The 16,055-nt window shown below is 60.5% G+C and carries 11 protein-coding genes and 6 pseudogenes; 8 read left to right on the forward strand and 9 right to left on the reverse strand.

The window, feature by feature from the left end; translation table 11 throughout:
• Window positions 1-292, reverse strand: a pseudogene (locus JFT80_RS21360) (hypothetical protein); the annotation flags it as partial.
• Between the two features lie 278 nt (window positions 293-570).
• On the opposite strand from JFT80_RS21360, the gene JFT80_RS21365 reads away from it, so the two are divergent.
• The gene (locus tag JFT80_RS21365; protein ID WP_122838504.1) at window positions 571-960 is read left to right on the forward strand and encodes a cytochrome c family protein; all 390 of its coding nucleotides are present in this window, start codon (window positions 571-573) and stop codon (window positions 958-960) included.
• Between the two features lie 47 nt (window positions 961-1,007).
• Window positions 1,008-2,500, forward strand: a pseudogene (locus tag JFT80_RS21370) (aldehyde dehydrogenase family protein).
• Between the two features lie 71 nt (window positions 2,501-2,571).
• On the opposite strand, the gene JFT80_RS21375 reads toward JFT80_RS21370, so the two are convergent.
• Window positions 2,572-3,462, reverse strand: a complete 891-nt coding sequence (locus JFT80_RS21375) for a LysR family transcriptional regulator (RefSeq protein WP_122838506.1) — start codon at window positions 3,460-3,462, stop codon at window positions 2,572-2,574.
• 168 nt (window positions 3,463-3,630) lie between these two features.
• Between JFT80_RS21375 and JFT80_RS21380 the strand changes: the two genes are divergently transcribed.
• The 4 genes and pseudogenes from JFT80_RS21380 to JFT80_RS21395 all read left to right on the forward strand — a co-directional run bounded on the left by JFT80_RS21380 (window position 3,631) and on the right by JFT80_RS21395 (window position 7,829).
• On the forward strand, window positions 3,631-4,713 hold the full coding sequence (locus JFT80_RS21380) for a 4-oxalomesaconate tautomerase (RefSeq protein WP_201149252.1): 1,083 nt from the start codon (window positions 3,631-3,633) through the stop codon (window positions 4,711-4,713).
• A 90-nt stretch (window positions 4,714-4,803) separates the two neighbouring features.
• Window positions 4,804-6,107 (forward strand): annotated as a pseudogene (locus JFT80_RS21385) (CitMHS family transporter).
• Between the two features lie 87 nt (window positions 6,108-6,194).
• Window positions 6,195-7,448, forward strand: a complete 1,254-nt coding sequence (locus JFT80_RS21390) for an OprD family porin (RefSeq protein ID WP_201149254.1) — start codon at window positions 6,195-6,197, stop codon at window positions 7,446-7,448.
• A gap of 159 nt (window positions 7,449-7,607) precedes the next feature.
• A complete protein-coding gene (locus JFT80_RS21395; RefSeq protein ID WP_122838510.1) occupies window positions 7,608-7,829 on the forward strand; it encodes a hypothetical protein in 222 nt (73 codons plus the stop codon).
• Here the strand turns inward: JFT80_RS21395 and JFT80_RS21400 are convergent.
• Entirely contained in the window at window positions 7,826-8,725 is a 900-nt protein-coding gene (locus tag JFT80_RS21400) for a LysR family transcriptional regulator (RefSeq protein ID WP_201149256.1), read from the reverse strand. The genes JFT80_RS21395 and JFT80_RS21400 overlap by 4 nt on opposite strands.
• Before the next feature lie 148 nt (window positions 8,726-8,873).
• Between JFT80_RS21400 and JFT80_RS21405 the strand changes: the two are divergent.
• Both JFT80_RS21405 and JFT80_RS21410 read left to right on the forward strand, forming a co-directional pair.
• A pseudogene (locus tag JFT80_RS21405) lies at window positions 8,874-10,174 on the forward strand (NAD(P)/FAD-dependent oxidoreductase).
• A 52-nt stretch (window positions 10,175-10,226) separates the two neighbouring features.
• A complete protein-coding gene (locus JFT80_RS21410; RefSeq protein WP_201149258.1) occupies window positions 10,227-11,315 on the forward strand; it encodes a polyamine ABC transporter substrate-binding protein in 1,089 nt (362 codons plus the stop codon).
• 151 nt (window positions 11,316-11,466) lie between these two features.
• Here the strand turns inward: JFT80_RS21410 and JFT80_RS21415 are convergent, their stop codons facing one another.
• The 6 genes and pseudogenes from JFT80_RS21415 to JFT80_RS24645 form a co-directional block, all read right to left on the reverse strand.
• Window positions 11,467-11,841: a RidA family protein gene (locus JFT80_RS21415; RefSeq protein ID WP_122838514.1), complete on the reverse strand. Its 375-nt coding sequence runs from the start codon at window positions 11,839-11,841 to the stop codon at window positions 11,467-11,469.
• Window positions 11,838-12,362 (reverse strand): hypothetical protein, encoded by a 525-nt coding sequence (locus JFT80_RS21420; protein WP_242483018.1) that lies wholly within the window; start codon window positions 12,360-12,362, stop codon window positions 11,838-11,840. Before JFT80_RS21420 ends, JFT80_RS21415 begins: the two co-directional genes overlap by 4 nt.
• A complete protein-coding gene (locus JFT80_RS24635; protein WP_242483019.1) occupies window positions 12,359-12,574 on the reverse strand; it encodes a DUF3726 domain-containing protein in 216 nt (71 codons plus the stop codon). The genes JFT80_RS21420 and JFT80_RS24635 overlap by 4 nt, the downstream gene beginning before the upstream one ends.
• A pseudogene (locus tag JFT80_RS21425) lies at window positions 12,574-14,222 on the reverse strand (hypothetical protein). The gene JFT80_RS24635 and the pseudogene JFT80_RS21425 overlap by 1 nt, the downstream one beginning before the upstream one ends.
• A gap of 76 nt (window positions 14,223-14,298) precedes the next feature.
• Window positions 14,299-15,866, reverse strand: a pseudogene (locus tag JFT80_RS21430) (BCCT family transporter).
• A gap of 105 nt (window positions 15,867-15,971) precedes the next feature.
• On the reverse strand, window positions 15,972-16,055 hold an 84-nt coding region (locus JFT80_RS24645; protein ID WP_242483022.1), incomplete at its 5' end, for a dipeptidase.

Here is a 16,055-nt window from a genome sequence, read left to right on the forward strand (position 1 = left end):
CCCAGGTGCCGGAACTGAGCAGGTTTGCCGCGCCATAAGCGGTGCCTGCGCCGGCCAGGCCTTGGTCGAAGCTCAGGCCATATTTGATATAGCCCTCGCGCCACGATGAGGAGCCCTGACCAAGGCGGCCGGACAGCGCATAGTTTTCCTGGCTGTGGAATATGCCAAAGACCGCTTCCAGGGTCGCGTTCAGATGGGTGTCGTCATCGGCATACAGCTCATGGGCGCCGGCATTGCCTGTGCTGATCAGCAGCGCGAGCGTCGAAAGGCGAAGCAAGGGGGACTTGGGCATCGTGTGGCATCCGTTCTTGTTCTTGAACGCAGGGTTGCGGTCTTTTTCGATACTACGGCGGCGACTATCCGAGGCCTTTTGTGTGGTTGCCAAAGAGTTGGCTGTGCATGCCAGAAAACCCGGTTTGGCAGCCCCGCCAATGCGACTGGCACGCAGGGCAAATCCTCCAGGCCAGCGACCATCGACAATCCGTTCCAACCTCCCGGTGCACCCGCATCGGTATTTTCAGTGTGGGTGCTCGGCAATTGCGAGCACGCGGATATCAAGGTGCTTTTCCTATGTTCAGCTCGCTGCGATGGCTACTTGTCGGTCTGCTTTCATACACCTTGGCCAGCACCGCGCTGGCCGCAGACTGCGCGCCGGACCAGGGCCACGGCGCCCAGGTGTTCGCCAATGAATGCGCGGTCTGCCATTCGGTGACCAAGGGCCTGACAGGGATGATGGGCCCCAACCTCGCAGGCGTGATCGGACGCAAATCCGGTTCCCTGGAAGGTTTCAACTATTCCCAGGCCATGCGCAGTAAAGACATCGACTGGCAAGCCGGGAACATCGAGCAATTGATCGCTCAGCCCCAGGCGTTCGTGCCGGGAACCTACATGCCCTACATGGGCCTCGCTTCTGCGGACGATCGCCAGGCGGTCGTGTGCTACCTCAAAGAACAACAATAATCGGCCGGTGTACGCGCCGGACAATTCGTCTGAATAAGAGGCAACTTATGAGCAACGTTGAAATTCTGCCCCAGGTGGCTGCATTCCTTGAGCGCCGGCATGGCTGTTTTATCGATGGCCAGTGGGTGTTCGCCGAAGGACAAAGCATTGCCGTGGTCAACCCGGCCACCGGGCAGAACGCTGTGCGAGACCCTCGATGCGCCGCTGCAAATCGTCGAGCAGGCCGTGCAGTCGTCCCACGCCGCGTTCAAATCCGGGGTGTGGTCGGGCCTCGCGTCCGGCGGATCGCGAGCGCATCCTGCTAAACTTTACCCGCCTGGTCGAAGCGCACGCCGAAGAGCTGGCCCAGCTGGAAACCCTGAGCCAGGGCAAGTCGATCAACATGGCCCGCGCACTGGATCTGAACGCGACCGTAGAGTTCATGCGCTACATGTCCGGCTGGGCCACCAAGATCGAAGGGCAGACTTTCGACGTGTCGATCCCGCTGCCACCGGGTGCCAAATTCACCGCGTTCACCAAGCGCGAGCCGGTGGGTGTCGTGGTGGGCATCGTGCCGTGGAACTTCCCGCTGCTGATCGCCGCCTGGAAGCTGATGCCCGCGCTGGCCACCGGTTGCACGGTGATCATCAAGCCGGCCATGGAAACCCCGTTGACCGCCATGCGCCTGGCAGAGCTGGCGCTGGAGGCTGGTATTCCCGCCGGTGTGTTCAACGTCGTAACCGGTGGCGGCGTCTCGGTGGGCGGCGTGCTGACGGCGCATCCGCTGGTGAGCAAAGTCTCGTTTACCGGGTCCACGGCCGTGGGCAAGAGCGTGGGTGTGGCGTGCATGGCGAACATGACGCGCTTTGCCCTGGAATTGGGAGGCAAGAACCCGATGATTGTGCTCGCCGATGCCGACATCGACAAAGCCATTCAGGGCGCGATCCTTGGTGGCCTGCTGAACAACGGCCAGGTCTGCGCCGCCGCCTCACGTTTCTATGTGCATCGCTCGGTCCACGACCGCTTCGTTGAAGGTCTCGCGGCAGCGGTGTCGGCCATGCCGATCGGCGCCGGCATGAACTGCAACGCGGCGATCAACCCGCTGGTGTCGCGCAAGCAGCAGCAAGGCGTGCTCAAGCACATCGAACTGGCTCGCCAGGAAGGTGCACAGGTGGTGTGCGGCGGGGAGTTGCTCGAGGGCGAAGGCTTCTACGTGCAGCCGACGATCCTGGCCGATATCAACCACGGCATGACCGTGAGCAGGGAAGAAGTGTTCGGCCCGGTGCTGGGCATCATGCCCTTCGACGATGAAGACGCCGTCATCGCCCTGGCCAACGACAACCGCTACGGCCTGGCCGCCAGCCTTTGGACCAACGACCTGGGCAAAGCGATGAACCTGGTCCCGCGCATCGAAGCCGGCACCGTGTGGGTCAACGCCCACGTACTGCTCGACCCGGCAATGCCGTTCGGCGGGGTCAAGCAATCCGGCATGGGCCGCGAGTTCGGACGCGCGGTGATCGAGGCCTATACCGAGTTGAAATCGGTGTGTATTGCGCATTGATCCTGGCTGCGCTTGCCGACGAAAACATTAGGTGTCGGCATTGCGCTCTGGGCGCGCGGGTATAGAAGGGGTCACTGCGGCCATTGCTCAAGCAGAATCGAGACAAACTTCTCCGCCGCGGGGGAGAGTGATGCGCCTCTGCGGTACACCAGCCCCAAAGAGCGGTTCACCACCGGTTCAATGAGGGGAATGCTGACCAGCGTTGGATGATCGCCCGCTGGCATTGCCAGGCTCGGCATTGCCGACACCCCAAGCCCGGCTTCCACCAGGCCCAATGAAGTCGAGAGATGCTGCACTTCATAGAACCATTGCGGACGCCAGCTCAAACCGGATAGAGCGTGATCCAGCAACATACGGTTGCCGCTGAGGCGGCCCACGCCGATCAGCCGATACTCACTGAGCTCCGACCAGGTGACTGAACTGCGTTCGGCCAGTTCGTGGTCGCGTCGGCACGCCAGCACAAAGGGCTCGTTCACCAGCGGCACGAACTCGATATCCGGATGCTGGCCGCTCATCATGTTGATGCCAAAGTCGGCTTCGCCGCGCAGTACCGCTTCCAGGCCTTCGTTCGCGCTCAGGTCGAGCAGGCGAATGCGAATTTTGGGGTAGCGTTCGTTATAGAGGCGAATCACCGAAGGCAGGAAGTAAAAGGCGGCGGTGGGGATGCAGGCGAGCGTCACCCGGCCGATCTGCCGTTCTGCCAACTCCCTGATGTTGAGAATCGAGTCGTCGAAGTCATCCAGCAGTCGACGCGCCTTGGGCAGAAAATCACGCCCGACGCTGGTGAGGCTGACCTTGCGCGTGGTGCGATCCAGTAACGCCGTCCCCAGACCCTCTTCCAGCTTCTTGATCCGCCGGCTCAGTGCGGGTTGAGACAGGTGCAAGGCATCAGCGGCTTCATGAAAGCTGCCAAGTTCGGCGATTTTTACGAATGATCTGATGTCTTGAAGCTCATATTCCATAAATTCCCCTTAAAAATACCTCGGCGAAAAGTGCCATTTTCGCTCGTTCAACTCTTTCGTCAAACGCAATAATAGCTCGAATCTTTGCATTGGAAACACCAGTGCTTCCCTGTCACTCTTGTTTGCAAGGCATCAATCGCCCTGATTAATCAACAAGAGTCAGTAGCCATGCAACGAATTCCTTGTGTACTGATGCGCGGTGGTACCTCAAAGGGCCCCGTATTCCTGGCCTGGGACCTGCCCGTGTCCATTGAACAGCGTGACGAACTGCTGCTCGCCTTGATGGGCTCCGGTCACGAACTGGAGATTGACGGCATTGGCGGCGGCAGCCCGCAGACCAGCAAGGTCGCTATTGTCAGTCCGTCGCTGCACCCCGATGCCGATGTGGATTACCTGTTCGTGCAGGTCATGGTGTCCTCGCGTCGCGTGGACACGGCCCCCAACTGCGGGAACATGCTCTGCGCGGTCGGGCCATTCGCTATCGAGCAAGGCCTGGTCAAGGCCAGCCAAACGATGACCAGCGTGCGCATCCGCAACCTCAATACCGGGACCTTCGTCACCTCTGAAGTGCAAACGCCCCAGGGCAAGGTCAGCTATGAAGGGGACACCGAAATCGATGGAGTGCCAGGCAGCGCAGCTCCGGTTCAATTGACCTTCCTCGACGCGGCTGGGTGCAAGACCGGCAAGCTCTTTCCCACCGGCAACACCCAGGATGTGTTCGACGACATTCCGGTGACCTGCATCGACATGGCCATGCCGATGGTGCTCATCGAGGCACGCCACCTGGGCAAGCGCGGCGATGAAACCCCGGCAGAGCTGGACGCCGACAAGAAATTCCTGCGTCGCCTGGAGGCCTTGCGCCTGCGTGCAGGTGCCGCGATGGGTCTGGGCGACGTGAAGGGCATGGTCATTCCCAAGCCGGTGCTGGTATCGCCGGCCAAGGCCGGCGGCACCCTGCAGGTGCGTTACTTCATGCCGCACAGCTGTCATCGCTCGCTGGCCATCACGGGTTCCATTGGCCTGGCGACCGCTTGTGTCAGTCAAGGCAGTATCGTTGCCCAAATGCTCGGCGATACCGCCACCGCGCGCTTGCAACACGTGCGGATCGAACACCCCGGCGGCGGTATCGACGTGGTCTTGTCGTACACCGGCGACAACGGTGAAACCATCCGCGCCTCTGTCGTGCGTACTGCCCGACGCCTGTTTTCCGGCTTTGTGTATGCACCGGTTTCACAGCGACTCGCGGGCTAGATCCCTGATCGCAGGCTGCGTCGTCTGGTAGGCTCAGGTTGCCTGCCTTGCCGTCGGCCTTATCACCTATAACAACAAGAGAATTGCCCTATGCTCGCCTTACTCGGCTTGGCCATGGTGGTCGTGTTCACCTTCCTGATCATGACCAAACGCCTGTCACCCATCGTCGCCTTGACGGTTGTTCCGATTGTCTTTGCAGTGATCGGTGGTTTCGGCGGAACCACAGGGAAAATGATGCTCGACGGCCTGAAAATGGTCGCTCCCTCCGCTGCGCTGTTGTTGTTCGCGATCCTGTTTTTCGGCCTGATGATCGACTCCGGATTGTTCGACCCGCTGATCCGCAAGATCCTCAAGCGGGTCAATGGCGACCCGATGAAGATCGCCGTGGGTACGGCGTTGCTCTCGTTGACCGTGGCACTGGATGGTGACGGCACGACCACCTACATGATCACCTGCGCTGCCATGTTGCCGCTGTACAAGCGCATCGGCATGAATCCGATGATCCTCGGGATCGTGGCCATGTTGTCGCTGAGCATCATGAGTGGCATGAGCCCTTGGGGCGGCCCGGCCACACGAGCCATCGCGGCACTGGGCCTGGATGCAGGGAGTACTTCATTCCGTTGCTGCCGACCATGGTGGGTGGTGCGGCGTGGGTGGTGTTTACCGCTTTCCTGCTGGGCCGTTCCGAACGCAAGCGTATCGGTAATGTGCACCTGAGCAGCGGTGGCGGTAATTGCTATATCGAGGCGATCCTCGGCGATACGCCGCACAAACGACCGAAGCTGGCTTACGTCAACCTGCTGCTGGTCATCGTGGTGATGGCGGCGCTGGTGATGGGCGTGATGCACTCGGCGATTCTGTTTCTGATCGGCTTTGTACTTGCCCTGATGATCAATTACCCGCAACTGGACATCCAGAAAGAACGCATCCTCGCCCATTCCGGCAACGCCATGACTGTAGTGCTGTTGGTGTTTGCGGCCGGGATTTTCGCCGGGATCTTCTCCGGCACCAAGATGGTCGACGCCTTGGCGCAGACCCTGGTGGATTGGATTCCGCCGGCATGGGGGCATCTGTTCCCGCTGGTCGTGGCCATTACCAGCATGCCCTTGACCTTCGTCCTGTCTAATGACGCCTATTACTTTGGCGTGGTTCCGATCCTCGCCAACGCCGCAGCTGCTTACGGTATCAGCCCCCTGGAAATAGCCCGGGCATCGATCCTCGGCCAGCCGGTGCATCTGATGAGTCCGCTGGTGGCATCCACTTTGCTGTTAATGGGCATGATCGACCGCGACATCGGTGACTTCCAGAAAGCCGCCTTCAAGTGGGCGGTGCTGACTTCCCTGGTTGTCACAGCGTTGGCGCTGTTGACCGGTGCACTGACCCTGTTCGTCTGATCGCCTTTCCCCCTGAAAACTGCTCCCGTGCCCGGAAAAGGGCGCGCGGATCAGTGCATCGGCCAATAACAATAATGAGTATTGAACATGAGCAAATTCCTGACCCGCGGGGCCGTTGCTGTTCTCTTGAACGCTGTGCCTTCGGCCAGTGCCTGGGCGGCGGGATTGATCGAAGACAGCAAATTGAAGCTGCAATTACGCAACGTGTACTTCAACGAAAATTTCCGTGATGAAAACGGCCTGAGCGCCCGCGCGGCGCAGACTGCCAAGAGCGAGCGTACTGAATGGGCGCAGGGTTTCCTGCTCGATTACCAGTCCGGCTTTACCCAAGGCACGCTGGGCTTTGGCGTGGATGCGCTGGGCCTCGTCGGCGTCAAACTGGACTCCGGCAAAGGTCGTAGCGGCACGGGTCTGCTGCCGGTACACGACGACGGACGTGCGGCGGATGAGTTCGCAAGCCTGGGGGTGGCGGGCAAAGTCCGGCTGGCGAAAACCGTGGTCAAGCAGGGTTCTTTGTTGCCCAGGACACCGGTGTTGATCTACAACGATGCGCGCCTGTTGCCACAGACGTATCAAGGCACCCAGTTCACCAGTAACGACATCGCCAACCTGACACTCACTGGCGGTCATCTGGATCAGTTCAAGCTCAGGGATTCGTCGGACAGTCGCTCGATTATTCCCGATGGCTTTACTGGCAAGGGTTCGGATTTTTCCTATGCAGGTGGCGACTACAAGCTGGGCAAGAACATTCGCCTGGGGTACTTCTACGGCGAACTGCAGGACTTCTATCGTCAGCAGTTCGCGGCAGTCCAGCATGATCTGACCCTGGGTGCTGGCGTGCTGACCAGCGACCTGCGCTACTTCCACAGCGTGGACGCCGGAACGGGGCGGGGTGGCGTTATCGATAACGATATGCTCAGCGGCCAGTTGACCTACTCGTTGACAGGGCACAGTTTCGGCGGCGGGTATCAGGTACTCAGTGGCGACGCAGGGTTGCCCTACATCAGCGGCGCGACCGTCTATTCGTTCAGCAATGTCGGGATCGGCAAGTTTATCGAAGAAGACGAGAAGACCTGGATGCTCAGCTACGCCTACGACTTCGCCCGGGCCGGCGTGCCGGGCCTGACGTTTTCCACGCGCTATCTGAGTGGCGACAATGGCAAATCCGGGGACGCGCGGTTGCATGAGTGGGAGCGGGATGCCGAGTTGGCGTATGTGCTGCAGGACGGCGCATTCAAGGGTTTGGGGATCAGGTTGCGCAACTATGTGTATCGCTCGGATTATGCGCGGGGGCGGGACAGTAATCGGGTCTATGTCACCTACGATGTTGCGGTTTGGTAGAGGTGGCGATTAATCGGTGGGAGTTATCGCGAGCAAGCTTTGCTCCCACAGGCCAGGCCAGGGCATGGCAAGGAATTTGAGTCAGTCGCCGTATGTCGGCACCCGGGAACCGCTATCCACAACAGACGCCCAACCAGAAACAACCGTTGGAGTCTGGCCATGAACGACGATCGAAAGCAGCAAGCAATGGCGGCCTGGTACCAACTGCTCAAGGAGCCGTTGATTCGCATGGATTGTGAGGAGCAGTACGATGAGCTCCTCAAGGCCGCTGACGAGATGGAACGTGCCGGTCTGATCAACAGCAACGAATGGCGTCAGCTGGTGCGCGAGGCCGGTTTGGCGTTTGCCCAGGCGACCGAGGGCATCGGTAACGGCACCTAGCTTTCGGGGTTCGCGATTTCCCACTCGGCCTGCTGGGCGAACCACTCTAGGATCAGCCCACAGGCCGGATGCGCGCTCGCTGAGGGTTGCAGGGTCAGCGCATACACGCCCTTTGTCTTCAGCGCCTTACCGAAGGGAATCACCAACACGCCTCGATCTACCGACTCGCCCGCCAGGGTCAGGTCTGTCATCGCCACGCCCAGCCCGCGTGCAGCCGCATCCAGTGCCAGTTCATCCAGGTTGAAAGGAATGTGCCGGTAGCGCTCCAGCGGTCCACCGCCGTTGGCTGCCAACCATTTTACCCAGTCATGACGGTCCGAGGATCGATGCAGCAAGGTGCAATGCACCAGGTCTTCGACTGCTCGCAGCGCGTGCGCCAGCCCCGGTGCGCAGACGGGCACAAGCGCTTCCTCGAACAGCGTCATGGACTGTGGATCATTCGATGGTTGCGCCAGATAGAGGATGTATGCGTCGCTGTCGACGGCTGGCTCCACCACCTCAGTTGCCACAGTCTCGATCGACAGCAAAACCTCGGGATGAGATCGGTAGAACTCGCTCAGCCTGGGCAGCAACCAGCGCACCGCCAGGGATACGTGCATGCGGATGCGAAACGGACGCTCCCTGGGGGCCAGCCGTTCCTCCAGGGCTTTGAGTTGCTCAAGGATGCTGCGGGCACTGGTTAGCACCTGCTCGCCCTCGGGCGTGAGACTCAGGCTGCGACTGGTGCGCACGAACAACGCGACACCGAAGTGACTCTCCAGCTGCTGAATTTGCCGACTCACAGCGCTTTGAGTCAGGCACAGCCTCGATGCGGCCTGAGTGAAGCTGCCGGAGTCGGCAACTTCCACCAGCGCCTGCATTGCTTGCAGCGACGGGACGTGACGAAGCTTATCCATGCGTTTTCCGAATACTTCGATGATTTTATAACGTTGGTTTTATCACTGTTGGCGCTCTAAATTCCAGTCGTGGCCGAGGTTTCTCATGCGTTCAACGCATGGGAAAGGGCAATGCCCACGGCGGGACAACAGGGGATCGAGGTGATGCATGACCAATGAATGTGGCTGGATTGCGCAGGCGGGCAGATCGCCCGTGCGCGGTTCCCTGAAGGGTACCGAGAAGGCTGACTGGCTGATTATCGGGGCTGGGATTACCGGGTTGAACGCCGCCCACACCCTCGCGCAGATGCACCCTCACGCCCGCATCGTGATCGTTGATCGCCAGCGTGCGGCGCAGGGCGCTTCGGCGCGCAACTCAGGGTTTGCCGTGGCCCACGAACATCCGGGCACCGATGAGTTGTTGGGCCGCAAGGGTTTTGCCGACTATCAGGTGGACACCGAGATCTCCCGGGTTGCCAGCCTCGAGGTGCGCCAGCGAATCGCCCGGCATGGCATCGAATGCGATTTTCGCGACGATGGTTACTTTTTGCGGTGAGCGATCCCGGCAAGTTGACCCAGGTCGAGGACAAGCTGCAAACCCTGCGCGCGGTGGGTGCTTCGGCGCATTTTCTACAAGGCGAGCCGCTGTATCACCAGCTGGGTACCCGGCATTATCAGGCGGCTATCTGGTGCGGCAATGGCAACGCGTTGTTGCAGCCGGCGAAGTACGTCAAGGGCTTGCTGGATGCGTTGCCCGCCAGCGTCACCCTCTACGAAAACACCGACATCACCGGTCTGGAGCGCCTGAGTCAGGGGCGCGTGCGCGCCAATGGCGTTGCCGGCCGAATTGAAGCGCAGCAAGTGCTGGTATGCCTGAATGCATTCATCTCGCGTTCGGGCATCGACGACAGCGCAACGTTTGCGATGGAGCTCAGCGCGAGCCTCACCCGGCAGCTGACTGACGCCGAGTACCAGGCAATCGGCGCGGTCGAGCCCTGGGGCGTGCTGTCCACTCGGCCGCTGGGCGCCACCGTGCGCTTGACCCCGGACCGCCGGGTGATGATCCGCAACACGGCGGAATACCGGTTGCGCGATTTATCCGCCAGCGAGCTGCGAGTGCGCCGTGAACATCATGTGCTGGGTTTGCAGCGGCGTTTCCCATTCCTCGGCGCCCAGGACATCCAGTACACCTGGACCGGCCACTTGAGTGCGACACGCAGCGGCCAGGCTTTCTTTGATCGGGTTGAAGAGGGCGTCTTCGCCGTCGCCGGCTGCAATGGTTCCGGCGTTGCCCGGGGGACGTTGTGGGGGCGCTTGCTGGCGGAACTGGCGTCGGGCGTTGACTCGCCACTCTTGCAATCGGTCATGCAGCGCGCCGAACCCGGCTGGCTGCCGCCGCGTCCCTTCTTCGATATCGGTGCCATGCTGCGCATGCGCGTGGAGGCAGTCAGGGCCAGAACAGAAATCTAGAATATCCGTCGATCAACCAAGAACAACAACTCAGCACACACGGTGACAGAAAATGCGCATCAACAACCTTACCCTGATGGTCATGCTCGCCTCGTTCCCGGCAGCCAGTTACGCGGATGAAGTGGTCAATATCTCCAACTGGAACGGCTACATCGCCGATGACACCCTGGCTAGTTTTACCAAGGAAACCGGGATCAAGGCCACCTACGACATTCATGACAGCAACGAGGTGCTGGAATCCAAGCTGATGACCGGCAACACCGGGTATGACGTGGTCAGCCCATCGAACCATTTTCTGTCGCGGCTGATCAAGGCCGGGGCGATCCAGAAGCTCGACAAGTCGCAATTGCCGAACTGGAAAAACCTCGACCCGGTGTTGATGCAGAAGCTTGAGGTCAACGACCCCGGCAACCAGTACGGCTTCCCGTACATGTGGGGCACTGCCGGCATCGGTTACAACGTCGAGAAGATCAAGGCGATCTTCGGCAACACCGATGTCACGCGCTCGTGGAAGATGTTGTTTGATGAAGAAAACATCAAGAAGTTGAGCCAGTGCGGTGTGGCGTTCATCGATAACCCGACGCAGGTGTTGCCGATCACCCTCAACTATCTGGGCCTGCCACCGCACAGCCACGAGCCGGCGGATTACAAAAAGGCCGAACAGGCGTTGTTGAAGATCCGCCCCTACATCCAGTATTTCCACGCCTCGAAATACATCAGCGACCTGGCCAACGGTAATGTCTGCGTGGTGATCGGTTTCAACGGCGACATCGTCCAGGCTGCCGCCAGCGCCAGGGAAGCGAAGAATGGCATCGACATCGCCTACTCGATCCCGGACGAGGGCACGACCCTGTGGTTCGACATGATGGTCATGCCCAAAAGCGCGCCTCACGAGAAAAACGCCTACGCCTATATGAATTACCTGCTCGACCCCAAGGTGATTGCCAACATCAGCAACAGCATTCATTACGCCAACCCCAATCTGGCGGCGGATCAATATGTGGTACCGGCGGTGAAGCAGGACCTGGCGATCTATCCGCCGAAGACCGTGCTGGAGAAGCTGTTCACGGTCGAGGAGTTGCCGGCGGCGATTGCGCGGTTGAGTACGCGTTTGTGGACTCGGTTAAAGACTAATACCTGATCCGTCGCAAAGACCGCATTGCGATAATCGCCGGCAAGCAGGCTCCTGGGGATCTGTGATACCTCGTCTTTCTGCGGGTCCCCCGATCCCATGCAGCCGCCGGCTTGCTGGCGATGGTGGTCTAACGTTCGCTACCAAAGTGCAGGATCAGTTACCCAACGCAGGCGTAAACCACCAACTCCACCAACATTTCTTCCCGCGCCAACCCCGCCACCACCACCGCCGCACGGTTGGGGAAGGGCGCCTGGAAGTATTCGGTGTACATTCCATTCACGGTCGCCAGATAGCTGCGGTCGGTGACATAGATCAGGACCTGGGTCACGGCGTCCAGCGAGCTGCCGGCGGCGTCCAGGGTGTGGCGCAGGTTGTCCAGGGTCTGCCGGGTCTGGGCTTCGATTCCCCCGGGCACCACCTGCCCCTCCCGATCGATGGGAATTTGTGCGGTGTACAGCGTGCCGTTGCCGACGACGGCCCATTCCAGCGGAGCGCGAGAGGCGAAGAGGTCGGTCTTGACTGCGTATTTCATGCAAATATTCCTGAAGCGTTGATAGAGAGTTGATCAGGCGTCGCTGCTTTCACCGGCACCACGTCGTCGGGATTCTTCGGTGCTTTCCACCAGCACTCGTTCACCGAGTTTTTCAACCTGGCCCACACCTCGTCATCCACCTCCAGCCCGTCCACGAACGTGTGGTAATGCCGGGTAGTCAGGCCCGGGCACGGCAGGAGGGTGAAGTGGCGGGAGATCAACACGTTGATGCTCTGCTCATCATCCATGGCTGGTTGCGGCAGATCATGCACGCGCAAGGATGGCTGGCTGTCGCCGGCACTGAAGGTCGCGACCAGTTCCTGCCGCGCATCCCGCCAGTACGCGCAGAAGTTCAGCCCCTGATCGGCGCAACGAGCCAGGTAACCCAGCAGCAGGATGCGGTTGTGGCAATGGCGGATGCGGATCAAGGCGCTGCCGCCACGCAAAGCCTTGCTCACGCCCAGCTCGACGGCCTGGGCGGCGCAGCGCAGGATGCTTTGGCCGTGAGCGTCGAGGGTCAATTGCGCGGCGTCTTCATAGTTGGTTTCGATGGGCCGGTCGACCTCATCATGCAGGAACGCCAGGGCTTTTTCAGCGCGCCAATGCCGTCCAGGCCCTGCTGCTGCAGGCGGGCAATCATATCGGCAGCGTCGTCGCAGTCACCCGGTGCAAAGCCCAGGCCTTCGAAGGCCTTGCGGCAGATCACCTGTACTTCGTTGTACGAAACACGCATCAGACTTCTCCGTCCAAGGTGGGCATGACGGCGAAGTTCCAGTCGTCGTCAAAAGGCTGGCCGATCTCGCTGACCAGCGGCGCGCCTTGGAACAAGGTGATGCGCACCCAGCGGCTGGATTTCGGATCGAACTTGCCAGCGCCGAAGAACGCCAGTTTGCAGCGCAACAAGTCGATGGGCAGCATGCTGCGATGCAACAGATTGGCGCGGATCTCGCCATAGGCGCAGCAAGCCATGCCCTGCAGACGGCACACCGTGCCCTTGAATTGCGGTTGGGCGAGCAGAAAGTGCGCCGTCAGCTGCTGCGGGTGCTGCTCCAGATAGGCCAGTAGTGCTGTGTGGCAGCGCTGGATGTTGTGCGCGATGCCCAGCTGCATTTCCTTTTCCGCTCCCGGCTCCATGGCGCGCTCACCCAGGCGCGGCTCCTCTTTTCTACCGAGCGATACCAGAAAAAGTGATTGGCTGCAGGGCTGTCCAGATCAAGCTCCAGTGCCCAACGGTAGTGGTTCTCCATCAGTACGCGCAGCTCCGTCAGCGGCATGTCGGCGTTGAGGCGAAAACCTTCGCTGACGGCCATCTGTTCCGCCAGGGGATCGACCAGCTGCGGGTACAGCTCCAGCAGCAGGCTCACCAGCAATTCCTGGCAGCCTTTACCGCCATGGCTCTGCGCCCAACCCTGGACTCGCGTCCACAGATCAGAACTGACAGGCTGTGCGTCGAACCACTGAATCAAGCGTGCCAGGTCAGCCAGCGTGCACTGATCGAGCGCCGCCTGGCGCTGGTCGTCGGTGACTGTCTCTTGCACATGTCGGCGCCCCCGTTCCAGCAATGCCCGCAGGCGCTCAACCCGCGGCAGATCCGCCGCTTGCCCCAGGACCTGCGCCAGTGCGGTTTCCCGAGCCCAGACCCACTGGTTAACCAGCTGCGGATGATTGATCAGGAATGGTGCCATGCCCAGGCCTGTGGAATTGCCGACACCCAGGTAACGTTGCAGGGCAATCGCCAGGCCAACCGCCCGTTGCGGATTGCGCGCCCGCGCCATGTGTTCGATCTGCTCGATACTGAAATGGCGCAGCAGGTACACGGTGAACATTTGCGCGCTGAAGGGCTGGGTGAAATCCTCGTTGCCTTGCAGGCAGCTGAAGTCGGCGATGCCGAACTTGCCATTGCCGTACACGGCGGTGGTGCGATACAGATAGCCCACTTCGGCCAGCTGCTGGGGATCGGGCTGGGTGCCTTCAGCCAAGGCAGCGACGAACCGTTCAAAGTTGCGCAGGCTTCGATTGGCCCGGGACAACACCAGCACTCGCGAGTCAAATCGCCCGGCTTCCTGCAGTGGCACGTTGCGGCGCAGGTCCTGCAGTTGCAGCTCATCGACATCACCAGCCAGCAGGACGAAGCTGACGTCCCATTGATCGGCGATCACTCGGTCGCTACGTTTTTCCGGGGGCAGGTAGGCCGAGAAAATCACGCAGTGGTAGTGGGCGTGGGGCGTATCGATTCGATAAATGGCGGTGCCGAAACCTTCGCCGTCGAGGTCGAAGCGGCGGCGCCGGATACGCCATTGCTGGTTCATCATGCGGCGCATGCTGCTGCGCACGAAACTCAGGCGGCTCTGGAACTGGCTGCCCAGGCGATCGAGGTCCATGACCTGATCGGCCGGGCGCAGTATCGGCTGCGATGGTTCGCAAGGGAGTACCACATCGTGACGCTTCCTGGATTATTCATGTCTGGGACCGCGCCTGCTCGCGGGCCATGTACCGGGCTGATTTTCAGCGCGTCCCAGAGCGACCGGCAGGATCAGCAGCGACACTGGCACGGCGGTAATCACGATAAACGATTGCAGCGCGGTTACGCCGCCCGCACCAATGGTGATGAGCACCACGGCGGCCAGGCCCCATGCCGATGGCCCAGAAGGCCCGCAGCCATTTTTTCGGCTTGTCGTCTCTCGACATGGCCATGGCGACGGTGAACGCCATGGCGTCACCATTGGTCGCTACCGAGATGAAGCTCAGGAACAGGAACAACGCCGAGACCAGGCCACCCAGCGGCAGGTTCTGCGTGACACCCAGCAGCAACGCTTCAGGCTGCGCGCCATTGGCGGTGACGATGCCTGGCGATTGCAGTTCCATGCCGATGCCGGTGCCGCCGACCACGGTGAACCAGAACATGGTCACGATGGGGGCGATGATCGACAGCGTCATGATCACTTCGCCGGATGGTTCGGCCGCGGGAGATCTTCGCCACGTACAGCGCCACCATCGGTGCACAGCCAATGAACCAGCCCCAGTAGAATACTGTCCACCAGTCGAGCCATTTCGGGTCGGCGCGGAATAGCGTCATCGGGATGAACTGTTCCACGTGCAGTGCAAATGCAGTCGGGAAACCGCCCAGGATGAACGCGGTCGGTCCGAACACCACCATGAACACCGCCAGGCCAATCATCAACCACACGTTGATTTCACTGACGAAGCGAATGCCCTTCAGACCCACCAGGCATGAGGTGGTGTACATCACCGTGACCAGGATGATGGTAATGGCCTGGGTCGTCAGGTCGTTCTGAATCCCCCACACTGAATGCAACGCGCTACTGATTTGCAGACCAAGGAATCCGATCGGGCCGATGGTCCCGGCGACTACGGCGATGATCGAGGTGGCGTCTGCCAGGGTACCAATCGGACCTTTGAGCGCACGCTCGCCAAGCAGCGGATAGAGCAGGGTTCGGGGTGCCAGTGGCAAGCCTTTGTCGTAATGCAGGTGCATCAGGACAATCGACAGCAGGCTGCCAAGCACCGCCCAGGCGAGGAAAACCCCAGTGTACGAAGGACTGTGCAAGCGCGGCATGCGCAGCGGCCTCTGTATGCGCCTGCACACCGGCGAACAGCGGCGGCGGGCTGGCGAAATGCATCATGGGTTCAGCTGCGGCCCAGCAAGGCACCGCCACCGGCGAGCAAGCGCACATGATCACGGCTATCCAGTTGAAGGTACTGGTGTCGGGTCGCTAGTCAACACCGCCAAGGCGCACCCGCCCGCATTTGCTGAAGCAGATGAACAGGCTTACGGCAAACGTCAGCAGCATGAGGATTTGCCAGTACAGGCCAAAGAACCGGGTCGACCAGGTGAACAGAGGTGTTCACCAGTTTCGAGGTGCCTTCGATGTCGACCAGCGCGGCGATCAGAAAGGCGCCGAGGAAGCCGCCACTGATCAGGAACAGCGGCCAGTCGAGGTCTTTTTCGGCGGCGCGAGGGCCAGTGGCTGGCTTTCGGCTTGCAGGCTGCTAGATGTTTTCATGATGCCTCCAACATACGCGCTTGAGGCTGTGCATCGCCGATGAGGGAGATGAACGGGAGGCTATTGTTGTTGTTTTTCATAGTGTCCTCACGGTGAATTTCAGGGTCAGGCAATGGCAGTGGTGGCGGTTTCCAGCAGTCGCAGCCAGTTCAGCCCCATGATGTTGCGCACCTCTTCTTCAGCGAAACC

The organism is Pseudomonas sp. TH10 (genome assembly GCF_016651255.1).
GTDB lineage: Bacteria > Pseudomonadota > Gammaproteobacteria > Pseudomonadales > Pseudomonadaceae > Aquipseudomonas.